Raw genomic sequence first — 19764 nt, forward strand, 5'->3', positions numbered from 1 at the left:
GACAGCAAGGGAGCGTTGGGCGCGCGCTATATACTCATTTGCAGGTAGGGTCGAGGGCCGGGTCGCATTTGCCTTCGATCTGCTTCAGCGTCTGCGGACCATGTTTCTTGGCGAGATCGGTCAACGCCGCCTGGTTGCTGACGGCCGCGCCGCCCTTGGCGCCTTGCCCGTTCTCGTCGGCCTTCAGTTGGGCGAGCTTGGCGTTCTTCTCGGCCTCGGTGAATTGTTTCGCCGCCACTTGCGGCGGGATGTTGAGGTTCGGGAAGGTGCCGGTGTCCTTCGGACCCGCGTCGGTGGCCATCGGCACCGGACCGCCGGTATTCGTGCTCGAGCATCCGGCAACGCCCAGGAGCATGACGGCCGCGCCGATGCGGCAAAAGTGGCCGGCACCGAAAAAAACAGTCTCGCCAAACTTAATCGTCATATTGTTTCCTTGGCAGCCGGGGTAGAGCAGATTGGACCCTGTCGGATGTCCCATGTTAATATGTCAAGAAAACGCTTCCGGAGGAACCCCGCGAACCATGTCCAAAACACCCGATTCGGGCAAAGCGGAAGATGGCGGACCTTCGACGGTCGAGCAATATCTGGTGAAGGACCCGGAACGCTTCGCGCTGAACATGGCGCGGATGATCGAGCAGGCCGGCAAGGCGGCGTCCGCCTGGGCCGAACCGCGCGAAAAAGGTGAGGTGCGCGACCATGTCGCCGAGCCGGTCGTCGACATGGTCAAGACCTTCTCCAAGCTCAGCGAATACTGGCTTGCCGATCCACAGCGTGCGCTCGAAGCGCAGACGCGGCTGTTCGCCGGCTATATGACGGTTTGGGCGAACGCCATCCAGCGCGTCAGCCCCAACGCCGAAGGTGCCGACGATGCCGTCAAGCCGGAGCGCGGCGACAAGCGCTTCCAGGATCCGGAATGGGGCCGCAACGCGTTCTTCGATTTCCTCAAGCAGGCCTATCTCGTCACCTCGCGCTGGGCGTCCGAGCTGGTCGACCACGCCGAAGGCCTGGACGAGCATACCCGCCACAAGGCGAGCTTCTATGTCAAGCAGGTATCCAACGCCATCTCGCCATCCAATTTCATCCTGACCAATCCGGAACTGTTTCGCGAAACCGTCGCCTCCAACGGCGAAAACCTGGTGCGCGGCATGAAGATGCTGGCCGAGGACATCGCCGCCGGCAAGGGCGACCTGAAATTGCGCCAGGCCGACTATTCGCCCTTCGAGATCGGCAGGAACATCGCCACCACGCCCGGCAAGGTGGTCGGCCGCAGCGATGTCGCCGAGATCATCCAGTATGATCCGGCGACCGAGACGGTGCTGAAACGCCCGCTGCTGATTTGCCCGCCCTGGATCAACAAGTTCTACATCCTCGACCTCAACCCGCAGAAATCCTTCATCCGCTGGGCGATCGAGCAGGGCCACACCGTTTTCGTCATTTCCTGGATCAATCCGGACGAGCGCCACGGCGCCAAGAGCTGGGAAGCCTATATCAGGGAAGGCCTGCAATACGGTCTCGACACGATCGAGAAGGCCACCGGCGAGCGCGACGTCAACGCCATAGGTTACTGCGTTGGCGGCACGTTGCTGGCGGCGGCATTGGCGCTGATGGCTGGGGAAGGCGACGACCGCATCAAGTCTGCGACCTTTTTCACCACGCAGGTCGACTTCACCCATGCCGGTGATTTGAAAGTGTTCGTCGACGAGGAACAGGTCGCGGCGGTGGAAAAGTCGATGAACGAAAAGGGCTATCTCGACGGCACCAAGATGGCCACCGCCTTCAACATGCTGCGCTCGGGCGACCTGATCTGGCCCTATGTCGTCAACAACTACATGCGCGGCAAAGATCCCCTGCCCTTCGACCTGCTCTACTGGAACGCCGATTCGACCCGCATGGCGGCGGCCAACCATTCCTTCTACCTGCGCAACTGCTATCTCGAGAACAACCTCTCGCGCGGGACGATGGAACTTGCGGGCCACACGATCTCGCTCGGCGATGTCACCATCCCAATCTACAACCTCGCCTCCAGGGAAGATCACATCGCGCCGGCGCTTTCAGTGTTCCTCGGTTCGAAATACTTCGGCGGCAAGGTCGAATACGTGATGGCGGGATCGGGCCATATCGCGGGCGTCGTCAATCCGCCCGCATCCAACAAATACCAGTACTGGACCGGCGGCCCGCCGAAAGGCGACTTCGACCAGTGGATAGCCTCTGCCACGGACCATCCTGGGTCCTGGTGGCCGCACTGGCAAAGTTGGATAGAGGCCAAGGACAACACCCGCGTGCCTGCCCGCAAACCCGGCAAGCATATGAAAACCTTGGGCGATGCTCCCGGTACCTATGTCAAGGTGCGTGTGTAACGGACTGTAATGTCTGGTGAGTTGACGCCCCTCTAAAAGCGGGCGAAATGGTGTCGTCAACCATCAAGCAGCCGCAATTCGGCAATCGCTGCAAAAATACTTACAGGCTTGCTGATTTGACACAGGTCTCGTTTCCGGATCGGAGACAAGGGCACCCTGACGCGGACATACCAGTCAGCGCCACGGATATACCCGACCGGGCATCGAGGGGGAATTTGACTTTGAAATCAGCAGGATGGAGCCTCGCAAAGGGAGAACGCCGCGCCATTGTGGCAGCGCTCTGCTCGATGCTTCTGGCCTCCTGCACATCGCCTGGCGACCCGACAATGTCGGTCGGAATGCCGGGATACAATGCTTCCGCATCGGACATCCACGCCGCCTCCACGGGCAAGCCTCTTGCCGCCGATTCGTCATCGCAGGTGGCGACGGAGCAGACGACCGTGATGAGCGAAAGCGACACGGCGCTCCCCGAAACAGTTGCCTACGTGCCGATGGCCAAGCCCGGGGCCACTTTCCCGCTCACCATACCGGCCGGCGCGGAAACGATTGCGGGACAGACGCCGCAGTCCTTGCAGCAGCCGGTACAGACGGCGCAACAGACCGACGCGGTCGCCCAGAAGATCGCCGCCGCCGATGCCGCCGCGACAGCGCCGAAGCCGGTCGCGGCACCAGTGATGAACAATCCGGTCTATGTGACCGCTGGTGAGGCGCCGCTAGCCGAGGCGCCGAAGAAAAAAGGCTTCCTGGCCTCGATGTTTGGCGCCACCCCAGCGTCGGCAACAGCCGCTCCGTTGGTCAATACCCGATCGGGCGAACAGGCTGCCGTGCAGGCCAAGCCCGCTCAGGCAGCGGCAAAGCCGATCATCACTTTGGCCTCGGCCGATTCCACGGCAAAACCGATACAGTTGGCTTCGACCGGCGGTGACGAGGCCGGTCACATCACGGGTAGCGACGCCCTGCCCGGCGTGCGCCAGACAGCCCTGTTCGAGATCAAGCGCAAATCCGGCCTCGACGACGAAAGCGACGTCGACCTCAATGAGGATGAAGGCTCGGGCGGCAGCTATCAGGTTGCGTCCGCCGCCGGCATGGCCCGCCTGGCGCCCAACGGTCTCTTGAAGCAGAATGAGAGTGTCGACGTCGCCTGCCTGAAGCCGTCCCTGGTGCGCGTACTGAAGACGATCGAAGGCCATTACGGTCGCAAGATGGTCGTCACTTCGGGCTATCGCGACCCGGCCCGCAACCGCCGCGCCAACGGCGCCAAGAATTCGCTGCACATGTATTGCGCGGCCGCCGACATCCAGGTGCCCGGCGTCTCCAAATGGGAGCTGGCGAATTACATCAGGACCATGCCCGGCCGCGGCGGCGTCGGCACCTATTGCCATACCGAATCGGTCCATGTCGACGTCGGCCCCGAGCGCGACTGGAACTGGCGCTGCCGCCGGCGCAGCGGCGGTGACGACGGCTAACAGCGAATTTGACGGACCGAAGCCTGTTGGCAGGCCAGAGTCCTTCCCATGTCGTCACCCCTGGGCGAAGCTCCGTCGCGAAGACCCGAGGATCCATGCTATGCCCTTGGTCGAAGAGCGCAACGAGAGTAGAATTCCGCACGCAGCAACGTGTTGAAGTCGGGGTATGGATCCTCGGGTCTGCGCTGCGTCGCTACGCTCCTTGCTCCGCCCGTGGATGACGAAGCGACTAATGTCACCGCTGATCGCCAAGTCCTGCCGACGCCTCGCGAAATCGCTGATTTGACAGGCTGGAAAAAAGTTGTCCAAGGCGGCACCTAACGGGTTGCCGGCTGCGCGCAACGCCAGTATAAGCCGCTTCGTCTGAGCGCGCCCATCGTCTAGCGGTTAGGACACCGCCCTTTCACGGCGGTAACAGGGGTTCGATTCCCCTTGGGCGTACCAGATCTTTCAAGCACTTGGCTGATTTTCTGCATTTCCCGTCCAACGTTTGGCCAATATCTCACAGCGAATCCGGGCAGTGTCTCCGTGCGATACAGACCAGGAGCTGCCGCCAGCACGATCGCTGACAGACGGCTGGTGGCCGCGAGCAATGTCGTGGCCGCCGCTTTCGGAGTTTTTGTTGGTCTGGCCTTGGTGGACTTCCCAGACTTCCATGGACATTGATGATGTATCAGAAGGGCGAGCTTCTTGGAAATCAACTTGCCCCCTTTGAGGAGCGCCTTGCGAAGTGAACACTATCAAGGGCTTGGTGGTCGACTGAGCGCCTTTAAGGTTTTTTCAATATAGCTAAATTAGCATTTGCGAATGCGCTTCTCCGTTCTGCTGTTATGCTGGGCAGGATTCTTCGGTTGGGACTTTGCTACCAACGAAGGAGAGTTCACGATTGGTCTTGGTACGCGAGTTGCCCACCTGATCCACATGATTTCGCGACTTCTGTGAAGACGTGCGCCTGGCCGGCGCCAGGATGACTGGCATGCGGTCGCGGATCGGCGCCACGTCTCCTTCATCACCAGCCCTTTCCGCCTCTGCGCGAAAAGCGGTGGACCGTAACCAACCGTGATCTTCATGCATACGCACTAATGTAGTGTTTGTTTCAGCCGGCTCCCCACCCGAGTCGGCTAGGCCCGGCGGTTCATCCCAACACTACCCCAACGAGGAACTGTCGGGCCGCTAAGGGCAAGTGTCCAGCCTTCCGCTTCTCAGGCGTCAGCGCGTGGTTCGTGAACCCCAGGTTTCGTCATCGCGGCCGGCTGCACGGCATTCGTGACAGAAGACGACCTTGATCAATCCCCAATGCATGCAGGAATGATCCGGCCCGAGCCTTCGACCATGTCCCATGTTGGGTCAGGTTTGTTGGCCCCGGAATTGCGAGGCCTGATATTTATCGGACGGAGGGCCAAGAGATGAAGATCAGGGTTGGTCCCGCTAAGCGGGAAGGCGATTCACGGACAATCTTTCATCGACCTTTGGGTTCTGGCGATTTCAGATCCGGAACAAACGGAGGCGTTACCCACCTAATCGACGGAAACCGCGTGACGGTGAACCTGGGCATTCCCGTCACCCTAGATGCCGACACCGTCAAACTGATGACGCCCTACAAGCCGCCGACGCGGAGGATACCCCTGGTCGACAAGGCCACATGAAGCGCCCCACACGCGCTATCTTGCGCTAACGGTTAGATGACTGCCGGCGTCTAATTTAGACGATGCTTGCACTCCTCCCTTGATCACGCGATGCTCAGTTTGGGCAATAAAGGGGCGGGGTTTTGCGTAGATACCGACACGTCGTGTCATCGCGCACCGCATGGAGCGCATGATCACAGACTTATTTCTCGCTGGCGTCGCCGGTTTCTCAATCCTCATTCCGCTTTACTTCATCCTCAAATGACAACCCGCCTGGCTCTCTCGGTCATGTCGGGATCGTGGATCGGCGTGACGCAGGCTGATACAACGCTGAGAGACAGGGGGTCGAGGGGCGGCACCGCGTGGGCAATATTGCGGGATGCGGCGCCCACTGCAGCCGATGCATATGCCTTTCACCAGCCGCTCGGCTCCTCGATCTTGTCGAGCAGACGGGCCGGTGGTTAAATGGAATGCGAAGGGAGCGCTAATATGGCAGTTGACCTTTCGGCGAATACACGCGCTCCTGCGGCAACGCCCCCGAAATATCTCTTTGGTCCGCTCGCGGACTTTCTGATGCTTGGCGGCAGCGCGTTCCTGATCTTGCCGGCGCTGTACTTCGTGCCACTGCGGTACGAAGGGCCGGTAGCGGCGACGATGCTTTTCCTGGCTTATCTGATCAACTATCCGCACTTCGCCCACTCATACCAGCTCTTCTACCGCAATTTCGGGCGGAAGTTGCGCGGCGATGGATACGACAGGACCCTCCAGATCCGCTACATCTTCGCCGGCATCGTCGTTCCCCTGCTCATGGGCGCATTTTTTGCCTACAGCTCGATAACGGCGGACGCCCGGCTGCTGGGAAACGCAACCAATGCGATGTTCTTTTTCGTGGGCTGGCACTACGTCAAGCAAGGCTACGGCATATTGATGGTGGATGCCGTCCTGAAGCGCAGGTTCTTCTCCGATCCGGACAAAAAAATCCTGCTGATCAACAGCTATGCCGTCTGGCTGTTCGCATGGCTTCAGACGAACACGGCGGTTAGCCAGGGGAAATACCTGGGGCTGGAATATTATACGTTTGCCACCCCTGCATGGCTCAATGCGATTGCGCTGTCGGCCGCGGCCGCTTCCACGGCAGCCGCTGCCGTGATGCTGATCAATCGTTGGAGCAGGAGTGGCGGCAGCCTGCCGTATAACGGCATCATCGCCTACATCGCGTCGCTATACCTTTGGATTCTGATCGTAAGAACAAATCCACTCTGGCTGCTCGTGGTGCCGGCGCTCCATTCCTTGCAATATCTGGCGGTGGTCTGGCGTTACCAGAGCAATGTCGAGCGTGACGGGCGTGGTGCCGAAGAAGTGTCGCCATCCAGAATCCTGTCCATCCTTGGTCCGGCCTACAGGGTGCGGCTTCTGGAGTTCATCAGTGCTGGCCTCCTCCTTGGCGGTCTGGGTTTCTGGCTTCTCCCGACCGCGCTGACGGCCCTTGTACCCTATGACCGGGACGTCCTGGGATCGTCGCTGTTCTTCTTCATCGTGCTGATTTTCATCAACGTGCACCACTACTTCCTGGACAATGTGATGTGGCGCCGCGGCAATCCCGAGGTGTCGAAATATCTGTTCCGTTAGAGCTTTTTGCGCTCAAGCGGAATCGCCTGGCGTAATGCGGAAATGGACCGGGGAAGGGATCCAGTCCCGCCCGATCCACCGGTCCATCAGCTTTGGAATTTTGGAGGCCTCGCCTCGGAATCGAACCGAGGCTTCCGAGATTTGCAGTCTCTAGCGTAGCCGCTCCGCCACGAGGCCATACGTGCTTTGGTAACGGGCGAAAGTTTAAAGATTCTTGATGTCTTGGGTAAAAATTTCGACAACAACCGTTGCGGAAAAGAGCCGGCCCAGGACCCCTTTGCCAGATTTGAATTGAATGCCCTCGACGAGGGGAACTCATGCAGCCTGACCACGGACCTCGAGGCCAGCAGATTCTCGGCCTGGCAGACTACGTGGCTAACTGCCGACCAGTGGCACGGTAACGGTGGTCGCGTAGTTGATCGGGTAGGCGTTGAAATATGGGAAATCTATCACGAACGCATAGGCAGCGGTCAGGTGCGCCATGCGAAAGCCGCCGCTCGCCGGGTCGGTGGCGATCGTGACGTTCACATTCCTCAGACCCAGCGCAAGCAGTTTCTGCGTCGCGATCGCCTGGATGTCGGCCTGGGTCAGCGTGTTGTTAAGCTGCAGGGACCGTGCGGACGCCTCCAGCGTGTAACGAACGCTGGAAGCCGAATTCATAGACCAGCCGAAGGCGAAGATTCCGAATAGCAGCATGATAAGGAACGGTGCGATCAGCGCGAATTCGAGCGCGGCTCCGCCCGATCGATCGGCCCTGAAGCCTCCCGCATTACCGAACACGGATCAGCTCCTGCTGGCCGATCGCGCTGGGGGCGGAAAAGACGCCGAAGGTGAAGGGCGGAGTCCACGTCGCCGATGCGTCGATCTGGACAAAGACCGACGGTGCCTTCGGCCCGCTGCACAAGGTCGAAGCGACGACCACGGTCGTCCCGCATTTGTAGATCCGGCTCAGCGTAACCTGACCGTCGTCCGGCATCCTCTCCCAGTTCGCCAGTGCCGCGGCCCGCGTCGCGCTGTCGTCGGCGGAGCCCGCCAAGACCATGTTCGCTGCCGTCTTCACGCCGGCGCGCATCGACAGCGAACTCGTGACGTATGACCAGCCGTCGGCGATGCCGAGCAGTACCAGACACAGGATCGGCAGGACCATCGCGAACTCAACCGCGGCACCGCCCGCGTCTTCGCGAATGGCTGAGGTCAATCGATAGGCCCCGCGCTTCATTCGACAATCGCCACTGACGCCGCCGCGGGAATGTCCTTCATTCCCAGACTCGAGCAGTCCTGGTTGATCGTGGAATTGCCAGACCACTGGATAGTGTCGGCCACAATCTGCGTGCAGCCATTCTTGCCTGAGAAGTTGCCGAGGTAGTTGACCTGCTGCTTGGGGAAATAGATGGCGCCGGTCAGCAAGGATGTTGCCGTACCGTTGAAGGTGCTCTGCGCCGCCGCGCCTGTCCTGTCGCCGTAGAACAGCATGCCGGAATAGGTGCCCGACTGCGGCGCGCTGAGCGTCACGTTGGCGTTTCCGTTCATGCTGACGGTGCTGCTGCCGGCCATGAAGATGGTTACGCCGTCGCCCTGGATGACCGCGCCCGCGTTGATTTTCAAATTGCCCTGCACGACATAGACGCCGGGCGAAAGCGTGACATTGCCGGAGAGGTCCATGCCACTGCAATAAGTCCCGGGCTGGATTGTTTGCGTTGTCTTATTGCCTTTGAGATTCTGGCATGGGTTGCTGGCGGCGGGCGCTGGCACGCTGGCGAACGGATCGGATACGGGCAAGGCCTGGGTGATCGGAGAGTTGCAGACCGTCGTCACCGGATTGTTCAGCACGACGCCGCCCGCCGATATCAGGCAATCGACCTGGAGGGCCGCCGAGCCCTGAAGCCGGATGGCGTCCGGGGCGATCGAATTGGACGTCACCACGCAACCAGTGACCTTCACGCTGGTATTGCCGGAAAACAATACAGCCTGCGAGGCGGTCGGATCGAGCGCGGTCATGCAGGCCTTCGAGGCGTTGGTGATGAGCGCCACCGCCCTCGCCCGCTCCGGCACCTTGCCCTGCGTGAAGACGGAGGTGAACATCCGGTCGAGGTTCTGGTCGAGGATCACCTCGACCGCCTTTTTGGCAGCATTCGGCCCTGATGTCGGCGGCGTGTTGACGACGATGGTGCCGTTCCCGAGGCCGTTGTCGGTCGCCGACTGGGTCGCGGCCGCCGTGATCGATGCCGTGTCGGACCCCGCGAGCTTTTCCAGCGCACCGGCATAGGCGGCCGCGTCGGCCGTGGCCTGCAGTTTTAGGCTGCTGTAATACCAGTAGGAGGTCTCGACGCCGAAACCCGCCGCACCGACGACGATCGGCAAGGCTAGGGCGAAGATCGTGGCGACATTCGCGTTCCTACCCCGGCGGATGCCGTCCGCCAGGTGCCGAATCCGGGTGAAGCAGTTGAAGCCCATAGCATAAATTAGTAAGCACGCATGTATGAAGGAACGGCTAAAAAGTTCGGTCGATTTTTGGTGAGGATGTACAATCGCCTCGACAAGGCCGACAGGCAGGCATCATCGCGGCCGATTGGACCGCGGCAACCAAAGGCCCCGTAGGAGCGCATAGCCGGCTGACAATAGTTTTTTTCAGGCGGACAGGCTTGGCGTCGCCTCGACCGTCGGGGCAGCCAAAAGCTCGCGCTGCACGGCAAGGAAGAACCTGCGGACTTCGTCGCTGGCCGCCATTCTGTCCCTGCCCCTCCCGATAACGAGATCGAGCAGCTCCGCCGCTTTTGCCTTCCAGAACGAGGTGGCGGTCTCGCCATGCAGATTGCCGAGCTTGGCGGCAACTTCCCTGACCAGGAATAGCTGACGATCGATCGGGAACGCACGCACTTTTTCTGGGGACATCTTCCGAACCATGAGACTGACGCAACGAATCAACCATTGCCGAACAAGCAATGGCTAACCGCGAAGGTGGAAACGGAAGCTTAACGGCGCCGGCTGATGCATCACCGCATGCGAATTGTCAGGCGCACTCGAAGCTAAACTGCTTCATCCGGCCATTCGAAGCGGTCTTCAGGCTTGCAGTGCGCTCGCCTCGCCGCCGCGCTTGCGTGGCGCCATCATGTCGCCGGCCATCACTCCGGTGACGCGGCAGAACGCCATGAATGCCCGGCAGGCATCTTCGGTCTTGACCACATCCACGGTCGCGCCAAAACAGGCATTGAAGGCTTTCTGATACACCGGTCCCTGCCGGCGTGCCGGCCAGTCCTGCAGAAAATCGAGCGCCTGTTCGACGCTGTAGATTTCCTCGACGGGCAAGCCTGGGCCTGGTGCGATGCGTACCGGCACCTCGAATTGCAATCTGTCCATCCGACATCTCCCGACCGGCATCGCCCAGCAACGCCGCTCGTCGTCAAAAGTTGCTTTGTCCGCTTTGTGCCGCGGAAATGTGTCGTCACTGCGGAAAGCTGCCTCCTTTGCCGCAGCTGGCAAAGGCAAGGCCTGCCGTCATCGGCCATTCGGCGCACCCGGTTGCATTGGATTGATCCGAAAAACGACGCGCCGCACCACCAATGCGCGGCCCTCGACCGCCGCACGGGTCGCGACGCGAAATAGTTTGGAATGGGGATGAACGTGCGGTCCAGGATCGCCTCGGCGAGCGAAAATCCGGGCGGCTCGGGCCACATCAGGCAGTTCGTCCTTGAACCTTTCGCCCCCAAGTGCCAAATCTGATGGCATCTTCGCGGCTGCACTCCTGCGGCGCGTCACCTTCTATACGGACAAAATGGTCACCTATCTCGACGCCGCCACGGCACCGCTCAGAAACACCGGCCAGATCCGTCTCTATGGCGAGGAAGGCTTTGCCGGCATGCGCAAGGCATGCGACCTCACCGCGCGCTGCCTGGACGAGCTGGTGCCGATGGTCGGTCCCGGCGTCACCACCGACACCATCGACCGCTTCGTCTTCGAATTCGGCATGGACCACGGCGCACTGCCGGCCACGCTCAACTATCGCGGTTACACGAAATCGTCCTGCACCTCGATCAACCATGTCGTCTGTCACGGCATTCCCGACAACAAACCGCTTAAGGATGGCGATATCGTCAACATCGACGTGACCTACATCCTCGATGGCTGGCACGGCGATTCCTCGCGCATGTATCCGGTCGGCACGATCAAGCGGGCTGCCGAACGCCTGCTCGAGGTCACCCACGAATGCCTCATGCGCGGCATCGCCGCCGTCAGGCCAGGTGCGCGCACCGGTGCCATCGGCGCTGCCATCCAGACTTACGCCGAAGCCGAGCGCTGCTCGGTGGTGCGCGATTTCTGCGGCCACGGCGTCGGCCAGCTCTTCCACGACGCACCCAACATCCTGCACTACGGCAATGCCAATGAAGGCGTGGAAATGCGCCCCGGCATGATCTTTACCATCGAGCCGATGATCAACCTCGGCCGGCCGCATGTGAAGGTCCTGTCGGATGGCTGGACGGCGGTGACACGTGACCGCTCGCTGTCGGCGCAATATGAGCACACGATCGGCGTGACCGACGCCGGCTGCGAGATTTTCACGCTGTCGCCCAAAAAGCTCGACCGTCCCGGCTTGCCGGCTTAGCAGACCGCGGCGAGGTCTTGGCCTCTATTGCCTGGGTCCGCTCGGTCAATAGCGGCCTATTTCCAGCGTTTGCGTGGCCGCCAGTTTTCGTCCTCGTCCTGGTCTCGGAACCACCGCATTATTTCCCGGCAACTGCGCGGACGGCCATCGCTGACCCTGCCATCGGTGCAGGGATCGTAGCGTTCGCGCGGGTAATAGTCGTGACGCTCCCGATAACGCTCCCGCCGATCCAGCATGCGCAGGAGCTCCCGGCAGTTATGCGGCCTCCCGTCGCTGTAACGGCCGTCCGTACAGGGATCATCATATTGGATCAAATGGATCGGCAGGTTCCGACCAGGGCGGCTACCGGCGGATACGGCATCGATCACCGGGGCAGCCATTGCGGGACTGAAGCTCAGAAGCAGCCCGGCTGACAGCAGTATACGAATGAGCCTGGGCATCTTGGTTGTCTCCGAATGTGGCGTCATAAACGACGACACCGGGAACTTGCGCCACTCCCATTGCCGCAACATTGCGCGATAGGCGGAGCCGCTCATTCCTTGCCGCCGAAAAGACCTCGACCGCCCCTGCCCGCCGTCCTAGTATTTCGCGGGGATCAGCGATCATTGCCAGCTGCGGGCTGGATATGGGCGGCACATGGCGACACAAGGCGACGACGACGAGCGGAGTTTTTTCTCCGAGGTGCCGGTTCGGCCGGCGGCGAGAGTCAAGGCGGCAATCGATGAAAAGCCGACAGTCGTTGAAAAGCCGCATTATCTCGGCCATCGCGATCGTCTGCGCGAGCGCTTTGCCTCGGCCGGTCCGGATGCCTTGCCCGACTATGAGCTTCTGGAGCTCCTGCTCTTCCGCCTGATCCCGCGCGCCGACACCAAGCCGGTCGCCAAGGCGCTGCTGGTCCGCTTCGGCACCTTCGCCGAAGTGCTTGGCGCGCCCGTCGGCCTGTTGCAGGAGGTCAAGGGCATCGGACCGACCGTAGCGCTCGAGCTGAAGGTCGTCGCGGCGACCGCACAGCGCATGGCGCGCGGCGAGGTCCATGGCCGCGAAGTGCTGGCCTCATGGCAACAGCTTCTCGACTATTGCCGCTCGGCCATGGCGTTCGAGGCGCGCGAGCAGTTACGCATCCTGTTCCTCGACAAGAAGAACGCGCTGATATCAGACGAGGTGCAGCAGACAGGCACGGTCGACCACACGCCCGTCTATCCCCGAGAAGTGGTCAAGCGCGCGCTCGAACTGTCGGCCACCGCGATCATCCTGGTCCACAACCATCCTTCCGGCGACCCGACGCCATCGCGCGCCGATATCGAGATGACGAAAGAGATCATCGAAGCAGCCAAGCGGCTGGGTATTTCCGTGCACGACCACATCATCATCGGGCGAAAGGGCTATTCCAGCATGAAGGGGTTGTTGCTGATCTAGGCCGTGGTAACGATTTAGCTATTTGAGCCAGATAGCGATAGCGGCGAGTTTGACGAAGCCCATGAAGTTGGCAAGCAGTTTGTCGATGATGAGCACCCGCGGTAACAATTAACGGGCTCTTCCCATTCAACGGGACATGCTTTTGATCATGCTCCGTTGATCAGCGCCTTGAAAACTCCGTCACGATATCCAGAAATAGCTGGCCACTGGCAGGCAATGCGGGTCCGCGCCAGGCCACAGCCAATGGCAAGGAGGGTGGATCCGGGAGAACCGGGCGGAACGTCACGCCGGGCCGCGCCACCTTCGCGATGCCCGCGGTCACGAAACCAAGACCCGTACCGGCGGCCACCAGCCCTGTCAGCGTCGTCATGGGTGTCACCTCCTGGACGATTCTCGGACTGATGCCCTCGGCTTGGAACAGGGCAATGACGCGGTCGTAGATGCTGGGGCCGATGCTGCGCGGCGCTAGCAGGAATGGCTCCCCCTCCAGATCGGCGATCCTGATCGCCGGTTGGCCGGCAAGCCGGTGTGTAGCCGGCAGCGCCAGGAAAAGAGCTTCGTCGGGCAAATCGAGAACGGCGAGGTCCGGCGCGGAAAGCGGCGGATGGAGGACGCCCAGATCGATCTCGCCGGCCGACAAGGCGGCTTCCAGCGATGGTGAGTTCATTTCGATGAGGTCCACCTCGACATCCGGATAGCGCCGGTCTTGCGGTTTTTCGCGTCATCAAGGGCGACCGGCCGGCACTAAAGCAAATCGGGCGCATCCCTTTGCCCCACGGCGTCCATCATGTCGATCTGGCACGGTAGGGGCAACCGCGAAGGAATTTTTCGGATCAATCTTCCGGTGGCGATAGCCCAAAAATCTGCCCCTTTTCGCAATCACGGCGGATCGGTCTTGCAACTGCCTGCAATCTGGCTGACCGCCTCACCGAAGCCGGCCAGGTCGAAATCGGCCTGACCGCGCCCGGACAGCAGTCCGAAGCGCCACGACAGAAGCAGGCGGTTTGCCGGAACCAGGCGCTTGATGCCATCGGCGCCGTCGCGCATCAGCAGCCTGCCGCGTGTGCCGACGGACCAGCTTTCGTCGAATTTGCTGTCCCTGTCGATCGTGACCGACATGGTGATTCTTCGGCTGGCGGAGACCGCGTCGTTCAATTGCAGCCATTCGGTCCAGGCCGGCTCGCCGTCCGCACGGCAGGCAATGGTCAGCACCGGGCTGTAGCTCAGCGCGCCGCCCCCGGTGATCAGCTTGTTGGTGGCATAGACCGACGCGGTGACGAGGCCGTCATTGCCGGTGGCGAAACGCCAATTGTCCGTGCCGGCCCCGGCAGCGCCGCAGGCCAAGGCAAGGAAAAGCACCGTGGCGGCAGCGCGCCTCATTTCCACGAACACCCGCAACGACATCACCAATTACCTCTGGTCTTCCAACCAACCAGATAATGATCAAGGCTTCGTACCGCCACCGGTGCCCATCAAGAACGAATCCGATGTTGCAGTTTCGCAACGAAAGAGGCCGCCCGGAGGCGGCCTTTCGAAATCCGTTGGAACGTCCGGTCTATTCGGCGTCCTTGGCCGCCTTCTTCTTCGGTGCGGCCTTCTTCTTCGGCTCTTCCGCGTCGTCGGCTTTCTTGTCGTCAGCCTTCTTCGCGGTGGCCTTCTTGGCCGGCTTCGCCTTGGTCGCGGTTTCGGCCTCCTCGTCGTCGGCCATCAGCTCTTCCTTGCTGACCTTGACGTCGGTGACCGAGATCTGCTCGAGCAGGTGGTCGACGACCTTCTCCTCGAACATCGGCGCCCTGAGCGCGTTGAGCGCCTCGGGGTTGCTCCGGTAGAACTCGAAGGCTTCCTGCTGCTGGTTGGCCGGGAAGCGGCGAACCTGCTCGAACAGGCCGCGCTGCAGTTCCTCGTCCGACACGGTGACGCCTGCCTTCTCGCCGATCTCGGCCAGCACGAGGCCAAGGCGCACGCGGCGCTCGGCAAGGCGCATATATTCGGCGCGCGCCTCTTCCTCGGTCGTTTCTTCGTCGGCGAAGGTGCGGCCGGCGGCTTCCAGGTCACGGTTGACCTGTGCCCAGATGTTGTTGAATTCCGCCTCGACGAGCTTCGACGGCGCTTCGAACGAATAGGCTGCATCGAGCTGGTCGAGCAACTGGCGCTTCACCTTCTGGCGCGTCATCGAGCCGAACTGGTTCTCGATCTGGCCGCGCACGATGTCACGCAGGCGCTCGAGCGATTCCAAGCCAAGGTTCTTGGCGGTCTCGTCGTTGATTTCCAGTTCGCCGGGCTTCGACACTTCCTTGACGGTGACGTCGAAGGTCGCTTCCTTGCCGGCCAGATGCGCCGCCTGGTAGTTTTCCGGGAAGGTTACGGTGACCTGCTTCTCGTCACCGGCCTTGGTGCCGATCAGCTGTTCCTCGAAGCCCGGAATGAACTCCTTGGAGCCCAGCACCAGCGGCTGGTCGTTGCCGGCGCCGCCAGCGAAAGCCTCGCCGGCGATCTTGCCGACATAGTCGATCGAGACGCGATCGCCCTCGGCGGCCTTGCCGGTCTTCGGCTCGTAGCTGCGCGCCGATTCGGCGACGCGCTTGACCTGGTCGTCGATTTCCGAATCCGGGACGTCGAACACCTGGCGCGTCACCTTGATGTCGGAGAAATCCTTGATTTCGATCGCCGGGATGACCTCATAATTGAGGCGGAACTCGAAGTCGGCGCCGCCGGCCAGGATTTTCTCGGCTTCCTTCTCGTCCTCGGTCATGATGACCTCGGGCTGCATGGCGGCCTTTTCGCCGCGCCCGGTGATGATCGAACGGGTCGAGTCGTTGAGGATTTCGTTGACCACCTCGGCCATGAACGACTTGCCGTAGACCTTGCGCAGGTGCTGCACCGGCACCTTGCCCGGACGGAAGCCGTTGATGCGAACCTTGTTGCGGGCGTCCGACAGCCGCGCCATCAGCTTGGCTTCCATGTCACCGGCCGGCACGGTGATCTTGATCTCGCGCTTGAGACCGGAATTGAGTGTTTCGGTGACCTGCATCGTAAAACCTTTGTTTTCACCAATGAGGCTGCCAAACGGCTCCCTGCCGTTTACAGCCTGCCGGTAATTCTTGCCGGGAATGGCTTTTGGTACGGAACCTGGCGATTTGACCGGAAATGCGGCTCAAACTCTCCCAAACTGCGTTCCAAAATGTGAATAAGTTCTTGTTTTTCCTACTTCTTATCACATCTTGTAGAAGCGGATCGTCGCGTCCCGTCACATTTGACACGCCTTTTGTCACAGGCGAGCCCAATTTTCAACAGTCTTCGCGTTTAGGCGAATAACCACATTTCGGCCCTGACCCGACATGTTGTCTCCGACATTGACAGAATGATGGCTACATGGGGATTGCCGGATGTGGCGGAACTGGTAGGCGCCAGATTTTAGGGTTCGCTCCGTCTTGCCTCCTTGCATTAGCCACCTCGTGAAATCCTTGTAAGCCGCAATCAGGTCTGCATTCAGCGGTTGACTGCGACTTAACGATTGCATGGGATCATTGAATTGAGGACCGCCTGAGAGCGAGGGCACAGTATGGCTGCCATTACTTCTGTTTCATCGACGGCGATGGCTGTGCTGAGCCTGATTAGCGCCAAGCAGTCACATGCTACCGGAGCCAAGACCGCGCCCGGCCTCAATCCCCTGTCTGCGCGCTCTATGTCGCCTGCCGTGTCTGATGCGATTTTGAGAATCCAGGATCTGGTTAAGGGGCAGCAGGCCACAAAGCCCCAATCCTCTGACGGTGGAATGGTCGGCTACAGCCAGGGTCGGATAACCAAGATTTCCGACCTTCCCGCCGCCCACGCCGAGAAGGTGAAAGCCTTGGGCGCCGACGCCGTCGTGCAGATGAAGGCGCCGCAAATCAGCGACGAAGCCTTTCAGGCCATGATGCTGGAACACAGCAAGGCGAACTTTGCCGACCTGCCGGGTTTCAACGAAGCGGCTGCGAATGGAACCTTGAAGATACAGCGCGCAAGCGATGTGCCGGAATTGGGTTTGGGCAGTGTTCAATACACGCTTTACAAGGACGGCCAGATGATCGGCGGTGCCGGTTTCTCGGCCGGCACATTCAACAAGTCGCTCTATCTCGACATCCAGTCTCAGGGTGTTCGGCAAGCCACGGGCTCAATCAATGGGCAGGACTACTACGTCACCTGGGCCGATCCAACCCTAGCGACGGCCTGATCGGCCGGTATTGCCATCACAGCTTTGGTTGCCCCCGTAACAGGTTCCATCAGAGGAACTAATGCATGTCGCCCGGAAGTGTCCTCGGTTCCTGACGGGCGCTGAATAGTCCTTGAATTTGTGACATGGGCTGTGACATAGACGTGCCACGGCGTGGTAAAGCCAGCGGGTATGGCGGAACTGGTAGACGCACCAGATTTAGGTTCTGGCGAGAGATCGTGGGGGTTCGAGTCCCTCTACCCGCACCACCCTTCGCTCTTCGAGCTTCGGGTGGCAGGCCACACCAAGCTCGTTAGATGGATAAGGGAGTATCCTCCGAAGCCTTGGCGAAGGAGGATCGTGCGTCCCTAATAAAGCGGCTCCTCGAACAGTGTCTTGTCGCCATCCACCAACGCCTTGATCTGTGCCGTGCCATCGGCGGCGAGCGCCAGCTTGATGCCGAATGGCCGCACCCGCATGTCGTTCTGGATCGCCAGCCCCTCGCCTTCCGGCAGATAGAAGCGTTCGATGCCGTAATCCGGCGCGATCGTCATGCCTTCGCCGCGAAGGTCCCAACCGGCGGCGACATGGCCCGAAATGTCGGCCTCCTCTGCACCGGCCGGCGCCGGCGCCTTGCCGAACCACGCTGTGGTCGGGGTCCAGTACCCATCGGCGCCCTTCTTCAGCCGGACCACGATCGGCGTGTCGTCGCTCGAGAATTTGCCCTCGGGAATGTTAGCGATCATCTTCACCGGCATGCGCGAGATGTCATAGCCGAGGATGATATAGTCGCCGCGCAAGAGATCATGAGGGTCGACCGGTTCGATCTTCAACAGCACTTCCTTGCCGTTGCGCAGGATCGCCGCCCGTCCGGCGATGATCCAGCTCAGGAATCCGATCTGGACGAGCGCCAGCACGAGTGCCGCGATGACAAGCCTCTTTCCAGTCATCATGCCGTGGCTCCCGCGATGACTGGACCCTTCATGCGTTTTTCGACGCGGATGATGACGATCGCAAGCGCGCCGAGGAGCACCGCGGCGGCCAGGAAGAAGCCGGCCGTATCGAGCATCGACTGCAAGGTCACGACATAGATGACGGCGAGTTCGAAGGCGAAGCCGAGATAGGCGAGCCAGCGCAGCCCCCGGCTCTCACGCCCTGCGAACACGATAGCCGCGACGATGCCGGCGAGAGCTACGACCGAGGCAATGGCGAAGCCGCTGTTGTAGGTGCTTTCGTCAGCCAGTTCGAACTGGATGATGGCCAGGCCGGTGAGGAAGCCCAGCAATGCGTGCAACGGCAAGCGGCCGCCGAGTTGCACGATCCTGTCGACAGGTTCCGGTGCAAAGACGGCGGCAGCGAAAAGCACGACAGAGACAATGACCAGCGGGATCGCTACCGGCAGCGTCTCGTGGTCCATCGCCAGCAATACGAGATAGAAGAGCAGCGACAGGATGATCAGGTGCCGCGCTGGCTGGCTGCGGGTCCAGAACGAGACGGCAAACAGCACGACCGCCATGACGACGAAGGCATGCGGAAATTCGCTACGGCTGTAATAGTCGAACCCTTTCAGGAACAGCCAGGCGTCGGCGATACCGACCGCTGCCACGGTCAGCGGGTTGGAGCGCAGCGCTACCGCCGCCAGCGCCGTACCGCCGCCCCAGGTGACCAGCGCGGAAGCCTCGTCGCCGGACAAATGGTACATCTGGCCGATCAGCGCGATCGAGCCGCCGAACGCGGCCGCGGCAATGATCCACAGCGCTTCGCCGATTGCCGCGTGGTCGCGCGTCTTCAGCACCGCGCCGCCGACATAGCCGCCGAGAATGACGGCAAAGAGTGCTGTCACCCGCGCCAGGCGCGGGATCGCATCCCAGTTGGCAGCGACGAAGATCAGGACGGCCGCTCCAAAGAGAAGGGCCGCCAGCATTGCGAGGATCGAGCCGAAGCTGAGCGACTGGCGTGCGTTGACCTCGACGTCGCGCCTCAGCACATCAGCCGTCGAGGCGTCGATCAGTCCGGCCTGCCGCCATCGCTCGATGTCGGCACTGATCCGTGTCGAATACCCCGCCATGTCCTCTCTCCCCCACCCGGTCGCCATTTTAGCCGACGCAGCCAAACCGTTGACGTCACGGCACTTTCTGATTCTGGCTTCTTTGTGTCAGGTCCGTGAAGCCGCGTTAATGTTGCATTGCACAATTTGCATTGCTGCCATGCAGCCATAGCGCTTTTAAATCGATATGGGTCCCCCTATTTATGGTTCGCACACAAACGGAATGATCCGCAAGAAAGACGAAACGAGAACTACCATGAACTTGATCCGCAACTACCGCAACTGGCGCCGCTACCGGGACACCGTTTCCGAGCTGAGCCGCCTGAGCAACCGTGAACTGACCGACCTCGGCATCAGCCGCAGCGACATTCCTTACGTCGCTCGCAAGGCGGTCTAATTCTTCGGACCGCGAATGGTCCGAATCAGTTTTGA

The 19764-nt window shown here is 60.9% G+C and carries 20 protein-coding genes and 3 tRNA genes; 10 read left to right on the forward strand and 13 right to left on the reverse strand.

Annotated features, from left to right (window positions below; translation table 11 throughout):
• Positions 1 to 34: 34 nt before the first annotated feature.
• Positions 35 to 424 carry a hypothetical protein gene (locus FJW08_RS03175; protein ID WP_140760532.1) on the reverse strand — a complete coding sequence of 130 codons (390 nt, stop codon included), beginning with the start codon at positions 422 to 424 and terminating at the stop codon, positions 35 to 37.
• A 97-nt stretch (positions 425 to 521) separates the two neighbouring features.
• On the opposite strand from FJW08_RS03175, the gene phaC reads away from it, so the two are divergent.
• The 5 genes from phaC to FJW08_RS03200 all read left to right on the forward strand — a co-directional run bounded on the left by phaC (position 522) and on the right by FJW08_RS03200 (position 7077).
• Positions 522 to 2357, forward strand: coding sequence for a class I poly(R)-hydroxyalkanoic acid synthase (gene phaC / locus FJW08_RS03180; RefSeq protein WP_140760529.1), 1836 nt, complete (start codon positions 522 to 524; stop codon positions 2355 to 2357).
• A 215-nt stretch (positions 2358 to 2572) separates the two neighbouring features.
• Positions 2573 to 3823, forward strand: coding sequence for a YcbK family protein (locus FJW08_RS03185; RefSeq protein WP_140808752.1), 1251 nt, complete (start codon positions 2573 to 2575; stop codon positions 3821 to 3823).
• Positions 3824 to 4192: 369 nt separating this feature from the next.
• A tRNA-Glu gene (locus FJW08_RS03190) sits at positions 4193 to 4267 on the forward strand.
• Between the two features lie 962 nt (positions 4268 to 5229).
• Entirely contained in the window at positions 5230 to 5469 is a 240-nt protein-coding gene (locus tag FJW08_RS03195) for a hypothetical protein (protein WP_140808754.1), read from the forward strand.
• 468 nt (positions 5470 to 5937) lie between these two features.
• On the forward strand, positions 5938 to 7077 hold the full coding sequence (locus FJW08_RS03200; RefSeq protein WP_140808756.1) for a hypothetical protein: 1140 nt from the start codon (positions 5938 to 5940) through the stop codon (positions 7075 to 7077).
• Positions 7078 to 7178: 101 nt separating this feature from the next.
• Here FJW08_RS03200 and FJW08_RS03205 read toward each other — a convergent pair.
• From FJW08_RS03205 to FJW08_RS03230, 6 genes are all read right to left on the reverse strand, one after another.
• Positions 7179 to 7254: transfer RNA gene (locus FJW08_RS03205), tRNA-Cys, on the reverse strand.
• A 198-nt stretch (positions 7255 to 7452) separates the two neighbouring features.
• Positions 7453 to 7857: a TadE/TadG family type IV pilus assembly protein gene (locus FJW08_RS03210; RefSeq protein ID WP_140760469.1), complete on the reverse strand. Its 405-nt coding sequence runs from the start codon at positions 7855 to 7857 to the stop codon at positions 7453 to 7455.
• Positions 7847 to 8296: a TadE/TadG family type IV pilus assembly protein gene (locus FJW08_RS03215; protein WP_140808758.1), complete on the reverse strand. Its 450-nt coding sequence runs from the start codon at positions 8294 to 8296 to the stop codon at positions 7847 to 7849. Before FJW08_RS03215 ends, FJW08_RS03210 begins: the two co-directional genes overlap by 11 nt.
• Entirely contained in the window at positions 8293 to 9531 is a 1239-nt protein-coding gene (locus FJW08_RS03220; protein ID WP_181178686.1) for a pilus assembly protein TadG-related protein, read from the reverse strand. Before FJW08_RS03220 ends, FJW08_RS03215 begins: the two co-directional genes overlap by 4 nt.
• Before the next feature lie 174 nt (positions 9532 to 9705).
• Positions 9706 to 9969, reverse strand: coding sequence for a DUF6074 family protein (locus FJW08_RS03225; protein ID WP_140808760.1), 264 nt, complete (start codon positions 9967 to 9969; stop codon positions 9706 to 9708).
• A gap of 168 nt (positions 9970 to 10137) precedes the next feature.
• On the reverse strand, positions 10138 to 10434 hold the full coding sequence (locus FJW08_RS03230) for a DUF982 domain-containing protein (protein ID WP_140808762.1): 297 nt from the start codon (positions 10432 to 10434) through the stop codon (positions 10138 to 10140).
• Positions 10435 to 10849: 415 nt separating this feature from the next.
• Between FJW08_RS03230 and map the strand changes: the two genes are divergently transcribed.
• On the forward strand, positions 10850 to 11677 hold the full coding sequence (map, locus tag FJW08_RS03235) for a type I methionyl aminopeptidase (RefSeq protein ID WP_140760627.1): 828 nt from the start codon (positions 10850 to 10852) through the stop codon (positions 11675 to 11677).
• A 56-nt stretch (positions 11678 to 11733) separates the two neighbouring features.
• Here the strand turns inward: map and FJW08_RS03240 are convergent, their stop codons facing one another.
• Entirely contained in the window at positions 11734 to 12213 is a 480-nt protein-coding gene (locus tag FJW08_RS03240) for a hypothetical protein (protein WP_140808765.1), read from the reverse strand.
• A 100-nt stretch (positions 12214 to 12313) separates the two neighbouring features.
• Here FJW08_RS03240 and radC point away from each other — a divergent pair, with 100 nt between their 5' ends.
• Positions 12314 to 13093: a DNA repair protein RadC gene (gene radC, locus FJW08_RS03245; protein WP_140808767.1), complete on the forward strand. Its 780-nt coding sequence runs from the start codon at positions 12314 to 12316 to the stop codon at positions 13091 to 13093.
• A gap of 160 nt (positions 13094 to 13253) precedes the next feature.
• Here the strand turns inward: radC and FJW08_RS03250 are convergent, their stop codons facing one another.
• The 3 genes from FJW08_RS03250 to tig all read right to left on the reverse strand — a co-directional run bounded on the left by FJW08_RS03250 (position 13254) and on the right by tig (position 16124).
• The gene (locus FJW08_RS03250) at positions 13254 to 13775 is read right to left on the reverse strand and encodes a LysR family substrate-binding domain-containing protein (protein ID WP_246682179.1); all 522 of its coding nucleotides are present in this window, start codon (positions 13773 to 13775) and stop codon (positions 13254 to 13256) included.
• Between the two features lie 197 nt (positions 13776 to 13972).
• On the reverse strand, positions 13973 to 14491 hold the full coding sequence (locus FJW08_RS03255; protein WP_140808895.1) for a hypothetical protein: 519 nt from the start codon (positions 14489 to 14491) through the stop codon (positions 13973 to 13975).
• 157 nt (positions 14492 to 14648) lie between these two features.
• Positions 14649 to 16124 (reverse strand): trigger factor, encoded by a 1476-nt coding sequence (gene tig / locus FJW08_RS03260; RefSeq protein ID WP_140761349.1) that lies wholly within the window; start codon positions 16122 to 16124, stop codon positions 14649 to 14651.
• Positions 16125 to 16655: 531 nt separating this feature from the next.
• Between tig and FJW08_RS03265 the strand changes: the two genes are divergently transcribed.
• Positions 16656 to 17306: a hypothetical protein gene (locus FJW08_RS03265; protein WP_140808769.1), complete on the forward strand. Its 651-nt coding sequence runs from the start codon at positions 16656 to 16658 to the stop codon at positions 17304 to 17306.
• A gap of 165 nt (positions 17307 to 17471) precedes the next feature.
• Positions 17472 to 17554: transfer RNA gene (locus tag FJW08_RS03270), tRNA-Leu, on the forward strand.
• Between the two features lie 99 nt (positions 17555 to 17653).
• On the opposite strand, the gene FJW08_RS03275 is transcribed toward FJW08_RS03270, so the two are convergent.
• Both FJW08_RS03275 and FJW08_RS03280 read right to left on the reverse strand, forming a co-directional pair.
• Complete coding sequence (locus FJW08_RS03275) at positions 17654 to 18238, reverse strand: GDYXXLXY domain-containing protein (protein WP_140761352.1); 585 nt, start codon at positions 18236 to 18238, stop codon at positions 17654 to 17656.
• Positions 18235 to 19353 carry a DUF2157 domain-containing protein gene (locus FJW08_RS03280; RefSeq protein WP_140808771.1) on the reverse strand — a complete coding sequence of 373 codons (1119 nt, stop codon included), beginning with the start codon at positions 19351 to 19353 and terminating at the stop codon, positions 18235 to 18237. The genes FJW08_RS03275 and FJW08_RS03280 overlap by 4 nt, the downstream gene beginning before the upstream one ends.
• A gap of 235 nt (positions 19354 to 19588) precedes the next feature.
• On the opposite strand from FJW08_RS03280, the gene FJW08_RS03285 reads away from it, so the two are divergent.
• Positions 19589 to 19729 carry a DUF1127 domain-containing protein gene (locus FJW08_RS03285; protein ID WP_013531315.1) on the forward strand — a complete coding sequence of 47 codons (141 nt, stop codon included), beginning with the start codon at positions 19589 to 19591 and terminating at the stop codon, positions 19727 to 19729.
• Positions 19730 to 19764 lie beyond the last annotated feature (35 nt).

It is taken from the genome of Mesorhizobium sp. B3-2-1 (assembly GCF_006439515.1).
GTDB lineage: Bacteria > Pseudomonadota > Alphaproteobacteria > Rhizobiales > Rhizobiaceae > Mesorhizobium.